Genomic DNA, 18,053 nt, shown 5'->3' with positions numbered 1-18,053 from the left:
TCAGCTATAAAAGCCGCTTTCTAGATATCGTCGAGATGAAGAAATGAATGATTGGATCCAATTAGAGCAAGTGAGCCAGTATTTCACTACGGGCTCCCTCGGTTACAAACTATTGATGGGCATTTTTGTCCTGATCGCGTATCGCATGCTGAAGAGGATTGTAAATAGAGCCATCCTAAATTTGGCAACAACGAAAGGTGTAAAAAAGGCTCGTTTGAGTTTTATTCAGCGCTGTTTCAATGTCGCGCTGCTATTTTTGACCGCCTCTATTTTTGCCATTATCACAGGTATTGGCTATGGCGATGTGTCTTTGTTCCTATCGTCCATTTTTGCCGTATTAGGTGTGGCGTTTATTGCGCAGTGGTCAATTCTGAGCAACATCACTGCCAGCTTTTTGATCTTTTTTGTCTTCCCATACCGAGTGGGTGACCGAATTAAAGTCGTAGACAAAGATGAAGACATCTGCGGTGAGATTCAAGAAATCAGCATGTTTCACGTGTTAATTAAGCACGACAACGGTAACTTGATCACTTACCCAAACAACCAGATTTTGCAAAAAGCAGTGCTAAAGCTGGCAAAAAACAAGCCAGAGCCAAGTAAAGCAAAATCTCGGATTTATACTCGCAGAAAGAAATAACCCACTAAAAAGCCGATGTATCTACATCGGCTTTTTTAATGCACTTCTTTTTAAGTTTTAGTGTTGACCTCAACTTGGCTTGAGGTTTTAGCCTTAGTCGCACGATTAAAAATCAACAATGAAAAAAGGAACCATTGTGTCCAAAATTGCGATTATTTATTTCTCTAAAACCGACGTTACTGGTCAACTTGCTCGCGCGATTGCCGCAGGCGTTGAACAACAAGGCATTAAGCAGCAAGATGAATGTGAAATCCTCTCTCACCGAATTGAAGGCAGTGAGATTATTGAGGGACGTTTTGTGAACCCTAAACTAATGGATGAACTTGCTGAGTGTGATGCGATTATCTTTGGCTCACCGACCTATATGGGCGGTGTAGCAGCGCAGTTTAAAGCATTTGCAGATGCAAGCAGTGAATCTTGGTATTACCAAAAATGGGCGAGCAAAATCGCGGCTGGCTTTACCAGTGGTGGGGCAATGAATGGCGACCAATCTTGCACATTACAATATCTACAAACGCTCGCTAACCAACACGGCATGATGTGGGTCGGGTTGGATAAGATCAGCAATTCTGGGGAGCAAAACCTGAATCGTTATGGTGTACAAGGTGGTATTGTTGCACAAGGTGGTGAAGGTGGTCAGTTGCATGCTTCTGATGTTGCAACGGCGGAGTATCTTGGCAAACGAGTCGCTATGCTCGTGAATAAGCTATCCACTCGCTAACAATAAAAAGAAGCCCCGTAAGATACATCTTCGGGGCTTCTGTTTATCGCTTGTTTTGAGCGCTACTTCTTGATGTAGAGGTCTTTCGAGTAGATACGACCTTCTACGTTGTTCTTGGCAAAACCGCCAACCGTAGGACGAACCAAACGCGCTTGCATGTAATAATAGATTGGCGTGATGGGCATATCTGTCGCCAACAATTGCTCGGCTTGATCATAGAAACCTTGGCGCGCTTTCTCATCGGTTGCGGCCAATGCACTGTTCATCGCGTTGTCGTACGCTTCATTGCTGTAACGTGCAAAGTTACCCGAAGAACCTGAGCGAAGTAAGCTCAGGAAAGTAGACGCTTCATTGTAATCACCACACCAGGAAGCGCGCATCACATCGAAATTGCCTTGTTTACGCGCCACTAAGTATGACTTCCACTCTTGGTTTTCTAACTCCACGTGTGCACCGAGATTTTTTTGTAGCATCGACGCTATCGCAACCGCGATCGATTTGTTTGCCTCACTGGTGTTGTACAGCAATTTAAAATCGAGCGGCTTGTCTTGGCTGTAACCCGCTTCTTTTAACAACTGACGCGCTTTCTCGTCACGTTGTTGCTGACTCCACTTACTGTATTCAGGCGGCGTCGCATCAAACCCTGCGGTGTACTGATGCGCAAAAGTATAAGCAGGAAGGTTGCCCACTTGCGTGACACCATTCGTAATCACATCGCGCATGATGGAGTACGACACCGCTTGACGCACTCGCACATCATCAAATGGCGGACGAGTGGTATTGAACGCGTAGTAATACGTACACAATAATGGCACCACCGTGTAAGCCTGCTTGTAATTTTGTTTAAGCTTCTGCGCCATATGAGTCGGCACATCTGACGTGATATCCAGCTCTCCTGCCGCATAGCGATTGATAGACGCGTTTTGGTTTTCAAACGGAATGTAAGTCACTCTGTTTAGATGCGTATCTGCGCTGTCCCAGTAACTTGGACTCTTAACCAGTTCAATGCGCTCATTCACGACCCACTTATCCAATGTGAATGCACCGTTGCTAACAAATTGGTCTGGATCGCTCCACGGCTTGTCGCGGTTTTCCACTGTCGCTTGATGCACTGGCATCATGGACGTGTGCCCAGTCATGGCAACAAAGTACGGCACTTGACTGTCCAACTCAAAACGTAGGGTGTATTTATCCACTGCCTTGATACCGAGATCGTCCAAAGGCTTTTTGCCCTCTGCTACATCGGCGATGTTTTTGATCTTGGTGAGTTTGAGATACCAAACATTTGGAGAAGCGGTTTTCGGATCTACCGCTCGGCGCAGTGAATAGACAAAATCATCCGCTGTCACAGGCTCGCCATTCGACCATTTCGCGTCTTTGCGCAAGTGAAAAGTAAAGGTTTGGTTGTCGTTGGTTTCCCATGATTCTGCCACACCGGGAATAATGTATCCGTCACGATCTTGAATCACAAGCCCTTCAAATAAGTCACGAATCACATGCATTTCTGGCAGACCTTCGGCTTTCGCTGGGTCAAGCGTCGCCGCCTCTGCGTCATTCGCACGTACTAAATGCTGTTCTGCGGCAAGTTGAATGCCTTTAGGTAAGGTCTCCGCAGCAACTGATGTAGCAAGAAAAGGGGTGAATAAAGAGGAAATCAGCAACGCCGTTGAATGTTTTTTAAAATCCATATCGTTTTTCGTTCTCCTAACGCGTCTTGTGAAGCAAGTGCCACAATTAACATTTCAACCGTTGACGAGTTTAAACGGTTCAGTTTAGCTAGGTGTAATTAGCTTAGATATTGATACTACTTCATCAATCAGGAGATTACGGTGAGTCTAATTCCAAGAACGGAAAGAGCGGCATTTTTAATTCGGCCAACATCATACGGTCAATCCGTGCTTGGTGCGCCATTACTGTATTTTCCGGCTCAAGTCGAAAGTGCTTCGCGAGGTTTGATTTTGGCAGGCACTCACGGGGACGAGACGGCCTCGATTGCAGGTTTGTCCTGCGCGCTAAGAAGCTTGCCTGCTGAAAACTTACGACATGATGTGATTCTGTCAATGAATCCTGACGGCAACCAACTAGGCACACGCGCAAATGCAAACCAAGTGGATCTCAATCGCGCGTTTCCAACCCAAAATTGGACTGAGCATGGCACAGTGTATCGATGGAGCTCTCACACACCCGTTCGAGACGTAAAGGTGAAAACAGGCTCTAAAAACCAGCTAGAGCCAGAAGTTGGCGCATTAATTAACTTGATTGAACTACGTAGGCCAAAGTTTGTGGTGTCATTTCATGAACCGCTTGCGTTTGTGGATGATCCCAAACATTCCGACCTTGCCAAATGGCTCGGCGAGCAGTTCCAACTGCCAATCGTTGACGATGTCGACTACGAAACACCCGGCTCATTCGGCACTTGGTGTAGTGAACGTGATTTACCTTGCATCACGTTGGAATTACCCGCGATTTCTGCCGATCTCACCATTGAAAAACATCTCTCTGCTTTTATTGCTTTGCTGAGGCACGATCCGGATCTTTAGTCCGCTGTTGGTTAAGCGATCATGTGAGGATCTGTTTGATGTCGGTACTGATATCGCTGATCAACTGACGGGCACTGTCGTCTCTTTGTTGAACCAAGATGATAAACAGCAAATCGGTGATCACGTTTTGCGCGGTACGCGAAGCAATGGATGAGCTGCGATGTTCCGTTTCATTGGCAATCGTATCAAACGTAATATCGGCAATACCGCGCAAGCGACTTCTTCCAGGCGCAGATAACGCAATCACCTTCGCGCCCTGCTCTTTTGCCGCTTCTGCCGCGACGAGAATTTCTTTGCGCTCACCCGAAAACGAGATTGCGATCTGAACATCTTCTGGAGAGAGCGTGCGGGCAACAGCAATCTGCACGTGGCTGTCTTGTTCAGAAAGCGCCGTAATACCAAGTTTAAGCAGTTTAAAGCTTAAATCCTTCGCGGTCAGTGCAGAGCCCCCAATCCCGACCACTTGCACTCGACGCGCTTCACTCAACCATTTCACCGCTTGGTGACACGCTTCGTAAGACAGCGTATTGGTGGTTTGAAACATAGCGTCGGTTTTCGCTTTCACCAGTTTCTGTGAAATAACCGCAATGGGGTCGTCAGCCAAAATATCACTGTGCAGCGGTGTCGACTGCATCGCATGCTTACGGCCAATCTCTTCATTCAGAGCTAACTTAAACTCGCTGTAACCTTTAAAGCCGATACGCTGAGTAAATTTCACAATGCTCGATTGACTCACTTTTACTTGCGCCGCAAGTTCTTGGCTGGTGAGCAGCGCCGCCTTTTCTGCGTTTTCAACAATCCAATCGCCAACCAAACGACCGCTTTGCGAAAGCTGAGTACGCCTCGCTACTATCCTATTGATAACTGACACAACAAAAACCTCAAAAATTTTAAATAAATTATTCCAAAACAGAAATAATAGGCGTTTGATTTAACCCCCTGATTATTCTAACCAAGACAGTTAATCCCGGATGTAATAGACGTATATTTTCTCTCATTATTCCAAATTTCTCCTGCATAAAGAATAACCTCAAGTGTGATTTTTATCACCAAACCTGAATATTTTATTCCATAAAATCGCCCTCAGATTGAACATTACAAAGAGTGCAAAACATGAAAATTGATTTAAGCAGATTGGTGACAGAAAGCCGTAACCCAGCCAGTGCCGAGATCGATACGCTTTCGACAATCGAGATGCTGCAAGTCATTAATGAAGAGGATCAAAAAGTCCCGCTCGCGGTAAAAGCGGTGCTACCACAAATTGCAGAGACAGTTGACGCAATTACCCAAGCTTTTGCAAATGGTGGCCGTTTAATTTACATGGGAGCTGGTACGTCAGGTCGCTTAGGCATTCTTGATGCAAGCGAGTGTCCTCCTACCTACGGCACGCATCCAGATATGGTGATTGGCTTAATTGCTGGTGGACATCAAGCAATTTTAAAAGCGGTAGAAAACGCAGAAGACAACGCGAAAATGGGTCAAGACGACTTAAAAGCACTTCACCTCACCAAGCATGACGTGGTTGTAGGCATTGCAGCGAGTGGCCGTACACCTTATGTACTAGGTGGTTTGGACTACGCTAAATCCATCGGAGCCACGACCGCATCTATCGCCTGTAATCCAGAATGTGCCATGGCAGAAGCGGCCGACATCGCGATTCTGCCGATAGTTGGCGCAGAGGTTGTCACTGGATCTTCTCGCATGAAAGCCGGCACCGCACAAAAACTGGTGCTAAACATGCTCACGACAGGCGCAATGATTCGTAGCGGTAAGGTATTTGGCAACTTAATGGTGGATGTAGAAGCCACTAACGCCAAGCTCATACAACGCCAAACCAACATTGTTGTGGAAGCAACCGACGCATCAAAAGAAGAAGCAGAGCGAGCATTAAATGCCTGCGGTCGCCACTGCAAAACCGCCATCTTAATGATTTTGGCCGATTTGGATGCCGAACAAGCCAAATCACGCCTCGCCGCGCACAACGGTTTTATTCGCGCAGCACTAAATAATAACTAAATAATCCGAGTTCTGAAGGATAGACCCTATGGCAAAAATAACTTCAAACACAGTATCGCAGTTGCTGTCCGCAGTTGCTGTCCGCAGTGGGTGGCAGCAGCAACGTAAGCAAATGTGGTAACTGTATGACGCGTTTGCGTTTATCGCTCGCCAACAATGGCTTGGCTGATCAGTCAGTTATCAAGCAAATTCCCGGCGTAATGGGTGTGGTGGAAAGCGATGAGCAGTTTCAGATTATTCTCGGTCCCGGAAAAGCTCAACAAGCGGCTGAGATGATGAATCAACTGATCGACAGCTTAACCTCTGGTGACAGTGAAGAAGCAGATATGCCTCAACAAGATCTTTCTGCCGTCGCGGCCGAGCAGAAAAAACAGATGAAGAGCAAACAAACCAGTGCGGTTCAGCGTTTTTTAAGCAAGTTTGCTACCATCTTTACGCCGTTGATCCCTGGCTTTATTGCCGCTGGTTTGTTGCTAGGTTTTGCGACGTTATTGGAACAGATGTTTGTTCTCGACCAGACACCAAGCCAATTTATGTTGGATTTGATCGCCTACATGAAAGTCTTTGGTAAGGGTCTGTTTGCTTTCTTAAGTATTCTGATTGGTTACAACGCGCAGCAAGCGTTTGGCGGCTCAGGTGTTAATGGTGCCATTCTCGCCTCTTTGTTTGTACTGGGTTACAACCCAGAGGCTACATCCGGCATTTACTCTGGCATGAACGAATTTTTCGGCTTTGCGATTGATCCGCGCGGCAACATTATCGGCGTACTTTTGGCGGCGATCATCGGTGCGCAAGTCGAGCGTAAAGTTCGTCAATACATGCCAGATGATCTGGACATGATCTTAACGTCCGTTATCACTCTGTTGATCATGGGCGCGGTAACCTTCTTGATCATCATGCCAATCGGCGGCGAGCTGTTTAAAGGGATGTCTTGGTTGTTCCTCAACTTGAACGATAACCCATTAGGCGCTGCAATCTTGGCAGGTTTGTTCTTAATTTCTGTGGTATTTGGCATCCACCAGGGTTTTGTTCCCGTGTACTTCGCATTGATGGAAACACAGGGCTTTAACTCGCTATTCCCTATCCTGGCGATGGCTGGTGGCGGTCAGGTTGGCGCGTCAATGGCGCTGTATTTCAAAGCCAAAAAAGACGCTCTACTGCGCACTCAAGTTAAAGGCGCTATTATTCCGGGTCTTCTAGGCATTGGCGAACCATTGATTTACGGCGTGACATTACCACGCGTAAAACCATTCGTTACAGCTTGTATTGGTGGTGCTGCGGGCGGCTTCTTTATCGGTTTAGTTTCTTACCTTGGCTTACCAGTTGGTCTTAATACGGTGTTTGGCCCGTCCGGTATCGTGGCAATTCCTCTCATGACATCAGAAAATGGCATCTTCCCGGGCATGATGGTGTTTGTTGCTGGCCTGCTTATCTCTTACATCGTCGGCTTCCTCGCGACTTACTTCTTTGGCTGCAAAGACGTCGATTTAAGCTAAATCATTCTTCCCCTATAGGAATGGACTAGCTCGCGCCCTTGGCAAACAAGGGCGCACCCTCTCTCTACTTCACGACAATTTTTCTTATTCCGTTACTCGGAAGGGGCTTTGTCGTACCTAAAACAATAGAAATGAAAGGTCGTTAATCATGAAAAAGCACATTTTGACTCTACTTCTCCCTACATTGATGGCATCAAACGCAATGGCAGCGGAGCTGTATCAAGCGGAAGATGGGTCAGTTTTAAATATTTACTCTCGTCTTGGTTTCAATGTCACCAGTAAAAATGATGAGCATGGCGATGCAAATGGCGAGTTTGATGGCCGTATTGGTTTAAACGGTTCACAAACCATCAACGAGTACGCGTCGATCATCGGCCAAGCGCAATACCAAGTGGGTGCCGCTGAATACGCAAACCAAGTAAACGACAAACCGTCTCTGACCGCACGTTATGTATGGGCGGGTATTGATGCGAAAGATTATGGTCGCATTACTGGTGGTCGCGTGGCATCTGGGTTGATTATGTTTACCGACATTGGTGATGTGTTCGCCTCTTCCGATGTTTCTATGGCGCGCCAAGCGAATAAAGTCGACAAAACCGCAACGCAAGTTTTTCGTCAAGATGGCACGCTGCAATACCAAAACAGCCTAGGTAATGTCGATTTTTCTGTCGCGTACATTTTAGGAAACAACACTTCTGAGCTCGACTACGGTTACAACGCTGCACTGCGTTATACGCTAGACATGGGGAATTTGGGTACCTTGGCACCAGTGATAGCGATGCAGAAGAATAAAGGTGATGCACGTGAAAGCAACGACACCGATTACACATTCTGGGGCGCAGGTACGCGTTACTACCTAGGTGATTTAATGTTGGGTGCGTTGTACTCGGAAGATGAACTAGAGGGCTATTACTCACAAACCAGTACCGACAAAGTGATGGAACTAACGGCGGTTTACAGTGTAAATGACAAATGGGCACTGCGTGCTGGTTATCGTTCTTTAGAAAATAGTGATGGTGACGAGCTAGAGCTGAAAGATACAACGCTAGAAGTGCAATACAAACTGACGCCTCGTTCTTCTATCTACACAAACTACGTTGATCGTAACGGCTCACGTGGCTACAGCAATGGACAAGAAGTCTCGTTTGGCGGTGCACACGCAGACGAAAGCTACTACCACTTAGGTCTCCGTTACGAGCTGTAAGCACGATACTTAATGTAAGTTAGCTGAATCCATGAGCTTCTTCTATGTCCGGTCAGTAGTTATTGCCTTTAATGCTGATTTGAAGAAGCTCACCCTCGCAATATGTTTTCTTCGTTACCTGTTTTAACCAACACGCCTGCATCAGGGAGGCTGGTGACAGTAGCTAACAATTTTCCATCAACAAAGTGCAATGCCGCATAATCGTGAATGCCATAACAAGTGATGCTCGGTTGAGAACGAGCAAAGGCTTGGAAAACCTCGAACTTCTCACCTACATGAGAAAAATGCGCCGCAGCCAAACCGTCAATAAATGCAAGACAACGCATAACTTGGTATGCTTCGGGATCACTGTCTGTCACCGCAAACTCAAACCAACAAATTGCACCTGCGCTCATGCCACAAATGATGATGCCTTGTTCATAACACTGCTTGAGTATTCTATCGATTCCCCATTCGCGCCAAATGGCCAACATCGAACGCGTATTACCGCCACCTACGTAAATGATGTCTTGTTCAAATAGCGTTTCTTTCCAACCAGCTTCAAACTTAAACAGCGGAAAATGGGTCACGTTTTCACTAAGCTTCGCATCGTAAAAACGTTCAATCACTTCATCGGCATCTCCCGTGGCTGTAGGTATAAAACAAATGTTTGGATTCTCCTTACCAGACAAAGACAAAATGTATTGATCGAGCGGGCTCGGATTCTCTCCCATCATCCAGCCCCCACCGCCAATCGCAATACAGTGTTTTCGCATTCCTTTGCTTCCTCAATTGTTGCTAAGTTTGTTGTCGCTATTCGCCGACAGAATATATGTTCCTAAAGTGATCAATGAACGCTCGCGTTCTTCTTGGTAAGTGCTCACGTTTTGGGTAAAGCAGATAAAGCGGCAAAATCGCATCCGTTTGCCATTCTGGCAGCAAACTCACGAGTTGTTCTTTTTGTGCAGGGTCGAGTTTAGCCAATGCAAATTCATCTAACATGGCTACACCACAGCCAGCCAAAGTAGCATCCAACATGGACTGGACAAGATTAAAACTCAGCATACTTTCTAACTCAATGCTGCACTGCTGTTGAGTTTGCTTATGCCTAAACGTCCACTTATCTAACACCAAGTCGCGACTTATATAAAGGATGTGCTCTAAGTCACCAAGCTCCTCTGGCGTACTTACATTTGGTTTATCAGCTAAATACGAGCGATGAGCGATCGGTTTACAGTGTAAAGTGCGTAGCTGATGGCCGACGTATCCCTCTGGAGGAGTATCGGTAAAGTAGAATGCGATATCAAACCCAGCCTCAATCAAGTCGAGAGGTGTCTCTGTGAAGATCACTTCGACGCTCACTTGTGGATGTTGCAATCGAAACTCGATCAATGTTTGGCTGAGTAACGCGGCTCCGAAAGAAGCAGACGCCGCTATTCTCAATTTTCCCGATACGATCTCGTTTGCCATGACTTGCTCATTGATCTGCTCAGCGCCTTCGAGCAGTTGCTTTACCTGCTGATAAAACCGCAAACCATCGTAGGTCAAATTAAACTGGCGCGTAGTTCGCTGAATAAGCTGCACCGACAATATGTCTTCAAGCTGTTTAAGTTGCCGACTTACATGCGCATTCGAACAATTCAGGCGCTTTGCTGCGCCAGCAATACTTCGCTCCTCGCACAAAGCGACGTAAAGTGGTACGTAGCTGAGCCATTTTATTTCCATACAGTAATTCTGAATCTCTAAAATCAAACTACTGGAAATAATAGAAAGCCTCTAAACTCTGTACAACCTAAATTTGAAAGGATGAGTTATGAGTGTTTTCGACACGTGGTTAAAAGGTCAAGTCATTAAAGATCACATCACTAATCCCAATATCATCGTTGGCGATTACAGCTATTACTCGGGCTTCTATCATCAAAAAAGCTTCGAAGAGCAAGCAGTACGCTACTTGTTGGGTGACCCCGTCACACTTCAAGAATGGCAAAGTAGAGAACCCGATAGCATCGACAAATTAATCATTGGCAAGTTTTGTTCCATCGCTTCTGGAGCCACCTTCATGATGGCAGGAAACCAAGGTCATCGCATTGACTGGATTTCGACCTTCCCCTTCTCTCCTGAAGAATTTGGAGAAGGCGTGCAAGACGGTTTCGAGCGTGCCGGAGACACGGTGGTGGGGAACGATGTTTGGATTGGCAGCGAGGCGATGATCATGCCCGGAGTAAACATCGGCGATGGAGCCGTCATCGGAGCACGCACCGTAGTGACGAAAGACGTGCAACCTTATTCGGTGGTGGTTGGAAACAACCAAGTCGTACGTCAACGATTCAGCGATAAAGAGATTGAAACTCTACTCAATATCCAATGGTGGAACTGGCCAATAGAACACATTAAACAAGCAATGAAAGTAATGTGTAGCAGCCAAGTCGGTGCGCTTGCGGACTACTATCAAGAGCACATTGTCGATTTGTAGATAAACAAAAGCCCACACATCTTGTTGCGACGTGTGGGCTCAGTGAGTAAGAAAGCTTAAACCGCAGCGACGTCCTCTTCTTCCAAGTTCGCCGAGACTTTAATTTCGTATTGATTGAAACGGAACGAACAACCGCCATGAGTGCGCTTTGTCGTTACTTGTTCGTCGCCAAACTGCACCGTCACGCGAGTGAAGACACGCTCTTTGGCTTCGACAATATTTTCTTCTAACGCGACTTCAAAGTCATGTTCCGTTTGTTCTAGCTTTTGCTTTATCGCTTCAAGCTGCTCGTTGTTTTGTGTTTTCATCACGTCAATCTGAGCTTGTTCTTCGTCGGTACGTTCGGCTTTAGGACGTTTCTTAAATTCGAGCTCTTTACGAATCACATCCATCGTGCCTTCTTGAGCGCGTTTGTATTGTTCTTTAAGCTCTGCTAATCGTTCCTTAAATGCAGAATAGCGTGCGAACGCTTCTACCTTAGTGGCGGTGTCGCCTTCTACGCCCAATTGTAAGCACACCACTTTGCCACCGACTTTTGCATCTCCGCCGCTGAGCGTGCCGTTCCTACCGTTCGCGTCTAGCACCGTCAGATTGCGCCCACAAACAATATCGTTATTCATGCTGTGCACCGCCAACTCAATATCTTCGCCGGCTTGCAAATCACAATATTGGGCGTAGCTGGCACGAATCGAACCTTTGGCTTTGACGTGACAACTCTTTGGCTGGCCATCACTCACGGTGTGGCCAATGATCCCTTTACCAACTTGGATGTCGTCTTGCGCTTGTACGTCAGCCGATTCAATGAAGCCGCCTACAGTAATAGAACCCGTCGCTTTAACAATCATGCCAGATTCAATGTTGCCACCGATAATCACATTCCCTTTGAATTTCACGTGGCCTGTATTCACGCCAACGCTATTGAGGCAGAGTGCGTTATCAACTTCGATGGTTTTGTCTTTAATCAGAGGCGTACCGGATACCGATGCAATCAATAGGTTTGGGTCTTGCTTGCTTATCTCGGTGCCCTTGCCTGGCTTCATTGGGCTGTCTTTTCCGGCTTGTGGAGGAATCACTCGCCCTTGAACAGTAAAACCAGGCGTACCTTTGGTCGCAGGCGTGCGGCGCATCACCTCATCGCCTACGTCAACCGCGATAGTTTCACCGAGGTTACGTAAATCAATTTTGTCGCTAGCAGATTGGCCGTCTTTGGGTTTGAGGATGCGTTTGGTGATGTCTTTAACAAGAGGAGTAAAAAGAGCGTCTTTGCCTTTGATAGGTTGCTTACCAACCGCTACAGGTTGAGAAAAAGTTTCGCCGGGTTTGAGCTGAGTGCTGACAACCAACACTTTCTTCAAAGCCAGTTTGTTGATGCCTTTCGAAACTCGCGCTTGAGCAAGGGCTTGAACAATCTCGGGGCCACGTAAACCTCGGCCTCCGTACGCGCCGACAACGTTCATACTGGCGAGCATGTCATTATTCGATAATTCAACCTCAACTTGCGCGTTGCGTTTTTCCGCAATGACGATGCCTTCGTAGGCCTCGGCTTTACGTTCTTTGGCGCAGTTAATGAATCTCACGACTTCCCCCTCAACAACAAACATCTTTTCAGCGTTCATTGCGACGAGCTGCTCGTTTAATTCATTTTGATTTAGCTCACCACCGAGGTCCACTTCTCCCGGAAGACGGGCTATCACCTTGGTCTTATCTTCAGATAACTCAAGACACAGCTTCCACATACCCTTACCACTTTGCTTCCCATCAACACTTTCAGTCTACCCAAATCCGTTTTCTGAACAAACCTCGCATTTCTTATTATAGGGCTCACGTCACTAAAGAAAGTAATCCATCAATAACGGTTAAACAGATATTAAGAGAGCATTTCGATTTAACCTAAAGCTCAATCAAAATACACGCCGAAATAAAAAGGAGCTGGATTTACAGTGTAAAATCAGCTCCTAATAATTTCATTTACAGTGTAAATTTCCCTTTAGTGTTTACAGTGTAAATCGTTCCAAATGTGTCTTACTTCGTCCCTTAACTGCTGCTCAACTTGCCTTCTTCCAGGTAAACCAAATTGCTGAGCACATTCAGTCCAACTACGGTTAAGAAAAAGCTTACTGATCATCAAGTCGGAAGCGGAGTTCAAACCTAAGTTAAGTAACCACTGCTGAAGCCAAGCAGAGACGGACTCATAACTGTTACCACCATCAGCATAGCATTCAATTAGTAATAACTTAGCGGGATGAAGTGGACTCATTCCCAAAGGTTGCGGTAATAGAGCTCGAAAAATAGAGGCTTCTAATTTTGGATAGACGTCAGCCACATTGTTAGACAACACTTCTTCAAATAGCGCCTGAGATTCATCGACCCAAGCCGTCTGTTGGGAATCACAAGGTTTGACCATCAAGACTGAATAACAACCGCTAGCAGCATCGCGCATTGACCCTAAACGAATTGCACGGAAGTTCGATTGTAGCCAGAAATGGACCAACTCTTCCGTCGCACCGAAACTCGTGGATAAGTAAGCAATGTGTTTAGCCGCCATTTGATCAAGTTGCTGCAGCATTTTTTGACCGATGCCTCTTCCTTGCAATTCCGGATGAACAGCAATTCTCATGACTCGCAGCGTCGATAGATTCGCGACATTCGGAAATCCTAGGTGGTTTGCAATCGTAACTGGGGCTAAGTGTCCTTTAGGACGACGCTTACCAAGCTGAATTTCTTCAACCAATTCAGCGTCAAGCCCACCCTCTTCGACCGCTAATATTACCCCCACAACCGCATTATCTTGCTTAGCAAAATAGAGCTGACTGTTGTCGTCTTGCAAAAGGTGAATCAAATCATTCGGCGAGGTCTGATAATGAGCATTAACCAAAAGAGCGAAGCACTCGCGCAGCAAACTAGGCTGCGATATCAAATCGTCCTTATCGGCTTTAGAAAGGGAAATTGAGTCGACCTGGTTAAGTTGATGGTGCGTTAACTCCGCATCCAACAAAAACGCGTCATAGAGCCATGATTCGAGCGCATCATTCATGCTCCAGCGGATGGGCTGTGTCATGTGCCACGTTTTCATTCCCGAACGCTGTTTCTGAAGCCAATCAACAAATTTAATCGTAAAGCCCCGGCCACAACCTTCATAACCGTGAATAGTCGTAGAAAAAATGAGTCGATGATAATGTTCGGTAATGCTCTTGAGCATAGGAACTGGAATTGCAGCCGCTTCATCGACAAGTAACAAATCACATTCAGGTCGACTCAATAATAGTTCATCTGGAGCAATAAATTGAATGGCTCCCTGCCCTGATTCTAATCTGTCCTTCTTAATACGCTGTGCGCTAGGGAGTAAACGTAAAGCATGTTGGTAAACAGGCTCAACGGCTTTTATAGATGGTGCCGTAATTAAGATTCTAAGCGGCTTCTGCTGTAATAAGTTCGCACACGCAATTCCGAGGGCACTTGTTTTTCCACGTCCACGATCAGCGGTCAAAATTAATGGTCGCTTTCGATGTCCTGTCACCACCTTTTCAATTAGAGAAATGGCATGTTCTTGTTCCGTGTAGTGGCTTTCTTTTTCTGCTTGCTTGATGTCTGGAGCCGTTGGCAATGGTTTGTCTTGCTCAATAACAACGAGCTTCTCCCATTGTTTGTGCATCCATTGCTGAGCAAAATTCGCATTTTGTCGCAGCTCAGTAATGACAATAAGAAAACCGCCGCCAACCAATGAGCCAAGCGCGGCGGTAAAACTATTGGCGTCAAAGCCATTTCGAGCATCAAACAATAGAACGTCACACTCTCTGCCTAGCAACATGTGCCCTTGTTTAGACGAAACACTGGATACGTTTTTCAAACCAAAATCACCAACAGAAAACCAACGTTGATGGCGCTGCGTTTTATGGAACTCTGACATCAACGCATTTTGCCAAGAAGCCTCGCCTTGAATGACTACACCAATCCTTTGGAAAGATTGGTGAGCTTGATGTTGAAGTGATGAAAGGAAATCAGATTGTGTCTGCATTTTGTCTATCCAACGTTGAACTGACGTAATGGTATCACATCTTTAATTTGACGCTTCTCAGATATAAAAAAACCGCCCGGAGGCGGTTGATTCAATCATCATTTGTTATTGCAGTTTGGTTTGTACAAACGCAAGAATCTCTTCCATTAAGCTGTCGTCAACTTTCTTCAAGTTCAACGCCAGGCTGCTACCTTTTCGGCTATAGCTTGCTCGACCTTTTACTAAGTCGACTTTTTCCGTCTTCTTGCCAGGTTTTGCTGGTGCAAGTTCAGTAATCCAATTTTCGATGCTTTCCGTGACTTCTTTTGTCAGACGAGCAACGCCTTGAGCTGTGCTTCGCTGCCATAAAAACCCTTCGCTAGAGCGACATTTATCTAACAGCTCTTGCTGCTGCTCTGGCGTCAGCGTTGAAAACTGTTTGTGCAGTTTCACGATAGTTGGACGACCGAGATCGCCAACATTCGGATACGCTTGAAGCAGTTCTAACGGTAATGCTGCGGCTTTTAAAGCGCCACTTACCAACGCTTCACTGCACTGGAACATTTTTGCCAATGCTTTCTGATCTTCAGCTTCACCACTATCAAGCTTAGCCTGCATCTCTTTCCCTTTTTCATATAAAGAGAGCGGCTTGTGAGCATTTGCCACATCAGACAAAAACTTAGCATGGTCAGTATTAATATTGTCAGCAACATAAACCAAAAAGTCTTGTTCAGCGAGGATACAAGACATGCGACGACGGCTACCATCTAAAACTTCAATCTTGCCATCTTCAGTTCTACGACCCACTGCTGGATATTGTTGGCCACGCTCTTTGAGTGTGACTAAAACATCAGATAAAGCATGTTCGTTTAAGAACGATTGCTCACGAGCGTTATCAACAAATACTGTTGTTTCTGTCGCAACTTTATTTGCAGGAATACGCACAAGTTCAAACTGAACAATATTTTCACCTGCAACTGCTAGTTCAATCGTTTGAGCTTTCTCTTTTGCCGCAGTTTGCGCCTCTTGCGGAGTCACAACACGACGCTTATTCGTTTTGCCAAATAATTTCGCGTTTAATTCAGACGTTTTCAAAGCCATTTACTTATTACCCCTGATTCAATGACGGCCAATTAGAGTGCAGCACACGCTCTAATTCCAGTGCGCTTTTATGAACAGCGTCTTGCGCGGTAGCTAGTGTCTTCTTACCGCCTTCAAAATCGCTTACTGTCAGATCAAATACTGTGCTGTAGGTATCGGCACAGGTTTCAAACGCACGGCTACGAGGAATAGTAGCCATCATAACTTGGTCACCTAGAAGATAGTTCATTTCAGTTAAAACAGAAACTTGCTTCTTATTGTCGTCCTCAAACATGGTTGGCATCAAGCGAACAAACTCAAGACCATTCCAGTCCTCCGGGAACATTTCATATACCGTAGGCAAATGCTGGAAGAAGTTTACTGTTGAAGCCCAGTCCAGACGCTTAGCCGCACAAGGAATGAGCAAGGCATTTGATGCATACATCGCATTCCATACTAATGGGTCAACGTGTGGACCGGTATCAATCATAATGATATCGAAGTCATCAGCAATTTTATCAATCAGTTGCTCTTTCAGCAGACGGACGATATCGAGTGATGGGTCTTCAGATAGCGTTTGCCATGCTTCCGCATTAAACATCGCGTCTTCTGGAAACGCTGAAATCGACTTTAAGTTCGGATATTGCGTTGGCAGCAATACGTTTTTACGTAAAAATTCACTGTCAATTTCCACACCATCAGGCACGTTACCCAACATAATGTCTACCGCAGAATAGATATTATCATGCTCTGCCATGCTGATTTGCGGGTTGAGGAATAAACGTAGCGAGCCTTGTGGGTCTAAGTCGATTAAACAAATACGGTATCGTTTATCCAAATTTAGCGCTAAACATGCCGCTAAATGAACCGCGGTCATTGATTTACCTGTACCGCCCTTTTGGTTCTGCACATTAATAATCCAAGGTTTGTTACCTGAATTCTTTTTACGCTCATGAAATTTAGGCACTTCAGCCGCATCCATGAGCATGTGTGCTTCTTCTAACGTAATTGAATAATGATTCGCGTTGTTTTTAGTAAATTGATGCCCAGCGGCTTCCATTTTACCAATCGCGTCGTCGAGCTTACGGCGAGTTAGACCAGAACGGGTTTCCATCATCGCTTTCGACATTGGTGGGAAGTAGTTATCGCTTCGCTCTTCTAAAACAATTTCAATACGGTCAGCTTGAACCTGCTGAGTCAGCTCCGCTAACTCAAGAAGGTTTTCAATCGTTTTTTCTCTTTTCATGCCAAATTCCGTTGGAAGGATTTATAATTGCAATTGTACAGCAGTAAAGACCAAAAACAACAAAAAGGTGCACGAACATTTTGAATTACCATCACATAAAAAAACACCCAAATCGACGCTTTTATGATTTATGGTCAAAAAGATAACTATTTTTAATCAAATAATCTTCTCATAAGTGGACACCTAAACTTAAAAATAAAAAGTGTTACAGCGTCACTCATTTACAATGTAAATCAATTTTCTACCGGAACGATTATAATCTTAAGCTAAATTACGGATTATGTTAGACCAACCTAATTTAAACGAAAAATAGTAAGTAATATCGGAGCAATAAAGACCTGAACACCTTGATCATGTCTCCGAGCAAAATAGGGCAGTTCCAGCGAAACATCTATGGAAGTATGATCAAGGTATACTTATGATCATGCTTCCGTGTTAATAAACAAATCCGAAAGCATGATCATGGAAAAATTGAGCAGAGTACGGTGTAAACACGCAAATAAAATAAGATCCATTAATCGGAAATATGATCAAGCCTTAGAATCTCTCGGAAGCATGAGTTTTCTTCTCTGATTTACGGTTGAGTGCAGACAGAATGGGGGATTGAGCAGAAATTGACGGTATAGAAGCCGGAACAATGAAATTGCTCAAGTTGCTATGATAAATC

Annotated in this window: 15 protein-coding genes; 7 read left to right on the top strand and 8 right to left on the bottom strand. The window is 45.4% G+C overall.

Annotation, left to right across the window (positions count from 1 at the left end; all coding sequences use genetic code 11):
* Positions 1-43 precede the first annotated feature (43 nt).
* Together R7F64_RS00610 and R7F64_RS00605 are read left to right on the top strand one after the other, a co-directional pair.
* On the top strand, positions 44-637 hold the full coding sequence (locus R7F64_RS00610; RefSeq protein ID WP_318071365.1) for a mechanosensitive ion channel family protein: 594 nt from the start codon (positions 44-46) through the stop codon (positions 635-637).
* Positions 638-773: 136 nt separating this feature from the next.
* On the top strand, positions 774-1,358 hold the full coding sequence (locus tag R7F64_RS00605; RefSeq protein WP_017821885.1) for a flavodoxin family protein: 585 nt from the start codon (positions 774-776) through the stop codon (positions 1,356-1,358).
* A 62-nt stretch (positions 1,359-1,420) separates the two neighbouring features.
* Here the strand turns inward: R7F64_RS00605 and R7F64_RS00600 are convergent, their stop codons facing one another.
* Positions 1,421-3,046 carry an ABC transporter substrate-binding protein gene (locus R7F64_RS00600; protein ID WP_318071364.1) on the bottom strand — a complete coding sequence of 542 codons (1,626 nt, stop codon included), beginning with the start codon at positions 3,044-3,046 and terminating at the stop codon, positions 1,421-1,423.
* A 141-nt stretch (positions 3,047-3,187) separates the two neighbouring features.
* Here R7F64_RS00600 and mpaA point away from each other — a divergent pair, with 141 nt between their 5' ends.
* Positions 3,188-3,898, top strand: a complete 711-nt coding sequence (mpaA, locus tag R7F64_RS00595) for a murein tripeptide amidase MpaA (protein ID WP_176311376.1) — start codon at positions 3,188-3,190, stop codon at positions 3,896-3,898.
* Between the two features lie 19 nt (positions 3,899-3,917).
* Here mpaA and R7F64_RS00590 read toward each other — a convergent pair whose 3' ends face one another.
* Positions 3,918-4,769: an SIS domain-containing protein gene (locus R7F64_RS00590; RefSeq protein WP_005383578.1), complete on the bottom strand. Its 852-nt coding sequence runs from the start codon at positions 4,767-4,769 to the stop codon at positions 3,918-3,920.
* A 242-nt stretch (positions 4,770-5,011) separates the two neighbouring features.
* On the opposite strand from R7F64_RS00590, the gene murQ reads away from it, so the two are divergent.
* The 3 genes from murQ to R7F64_RS00575 all read left to right on the top strand — a co-directional run bounded on the left by murQ (position 5,012) and on the right by R7F64_RS00575 (position 8,614).
* Positions 5,012-5,914, top strand: coding sequence for an N-acetylmuramic acid 6-phosphate etherase (murQ, locus tag R7F64_RS00585; protein ID WP_017635657.1), 903 nt, complete (start codon positions 5,012-5,014; stop codon positions 5,912-5,914).
* A 77-nt stretch (positions 5,915-5,991) separates the two neighbouring features.
* Positions 5,992-7,410, top strand: coding sequence for a PTS N-acetylmuramic acid transporter subunit IIBC (murP, locus tag R7F64_RS00580; protein ID WP_318071457.1), 1,419 nt, complete (start codon positions 5,992-5,994; stop codon positions 7,408-7,410).
* A 148-nt stretch (positions 7,411-7,558) separates the two neighbouring features.
* A complete protein-coding gene (locus R7F64_RS00575; protein ID WP_318071363.1) occupies positions 7,559-8,614 on the top strand; it encodes a porin in 1,056 nt (351 codons plus the stop codon).
* 89 nt (positions 8,615-8,703) lie between these two features.
* Here the strand turns inward: R7F64_RS00575 and R7F64_RS00570 are convergent, their stop codons facing one another.
* Positions 8,704-9,369: a peptidase E gene (locus R7F64_RS00570; protein WP_318071362.1), complete on the bottom strand. Its 666-nt coding sequence runs from the start codon at positions 9,367-9,369 to the stop codon at positions 8,704-8,706.
* Between the two features lie 37 nt (positions 9,370-9,406).
* Complete coding sequence (locus R7F64_RS00565; RefSeq protein ID WP_318071361.1) at positions 9,407-10,318, bottom strand: LysR family transcriptional regulator; 912 nt, start codon at positions 10,316-10,318, stop codon at positions 9,407-9,409.
* An 88-nt stretch (positions 10,319-10,406) separates the two neighbouring features.
* Here R7F64_RS00565 and catC point away from each other — a divergent pair, with 88 nt between their 5' ends.
* Entirely contained in the window at positions 10,407-11,066 is a 660-nt protein-coding gene (catC, locus tag R7F64_RS00560) for a type C chloramphenicol O-acetyltransferase (RefSeq protein ID WP_025516497.1), read from the top strand.
* 56 nt (positions 11,067-11,122) lie between these two features.
* Here the strand turns inward: catC and R7F64_RS00555 are convergent, their stop codons facing one another.
* From R7F64_RS00555 to R7F64_RS00540, 4 genes are all read right to left on the bottom strand, one after another.
* Positions 11,123-12,802, bottom strand: coding sequence for a DUF342 domain-containing protein (locus R7F64_RS00555; RefSeq protein WP_167415796.1), 1,680 nt, complete (start codon positions 12,800-12,802; stop codon positions 11,123-11,125).
* Positions 12,803-13,053: 251 nt separating this feature from the next.
* The gene (locus R7F64_RS00550) at positions 13,054-15,081 is read right to left on the bottom strand and encodes a tRNA(Met) cytidine acetyltransferase TmcA (protein WP_225495784.1); all 2,028 of its coding nucleotides are present in this window, start codon (positions 15,079-15,081) and stop codon (positions 13,054-13,056) included.
* A 105-nt stretch (positions 15,082-15,186) separates the two neighbouring features.
* On the bottom strand, positions 15,187-16,161 hold the full coding sequence (locus R7F64_RS00545) for a ParB/RepB/Spo0J family partition protein (protein WP_005374504.1): 975 nt from the start codon (positions 16,159-16,161) through the stop codon (positions 15,187-15,189).
* A gap of 7 nt (positions 16,162-16,168) precedes the next feature.
* The gene (locus tag R7F64_RS00540; RefSeq protein WP_005374503.1) at positions 16,169-17,386 is read right to left on the bottom strand and encodes an AAA family ATPase; all 1,218 of its coding nucleotides are present in this window, start codon (positions 17,384-17,386) and stop codon (positions 16,169-16,171) included.
* Positions 17,387-18,053: the final 667 nt, after the last annotated feature.

The sequence above is a fragment of the Vibrio sp. Vb1980 genome (assembly GCF_033338615.1).
GTDB classification, from domain to species: Bacteria; Pseudomonadota; Gammaproteobacteria; order Enterobacterales; family Vibrionaceae; genus Vibrio; species Vibrio alginolyticus.
Note: the sequence above shows the minus strand (reverse complement) of the source record. Positions and strands in the feature narration are given on the sequence as shown.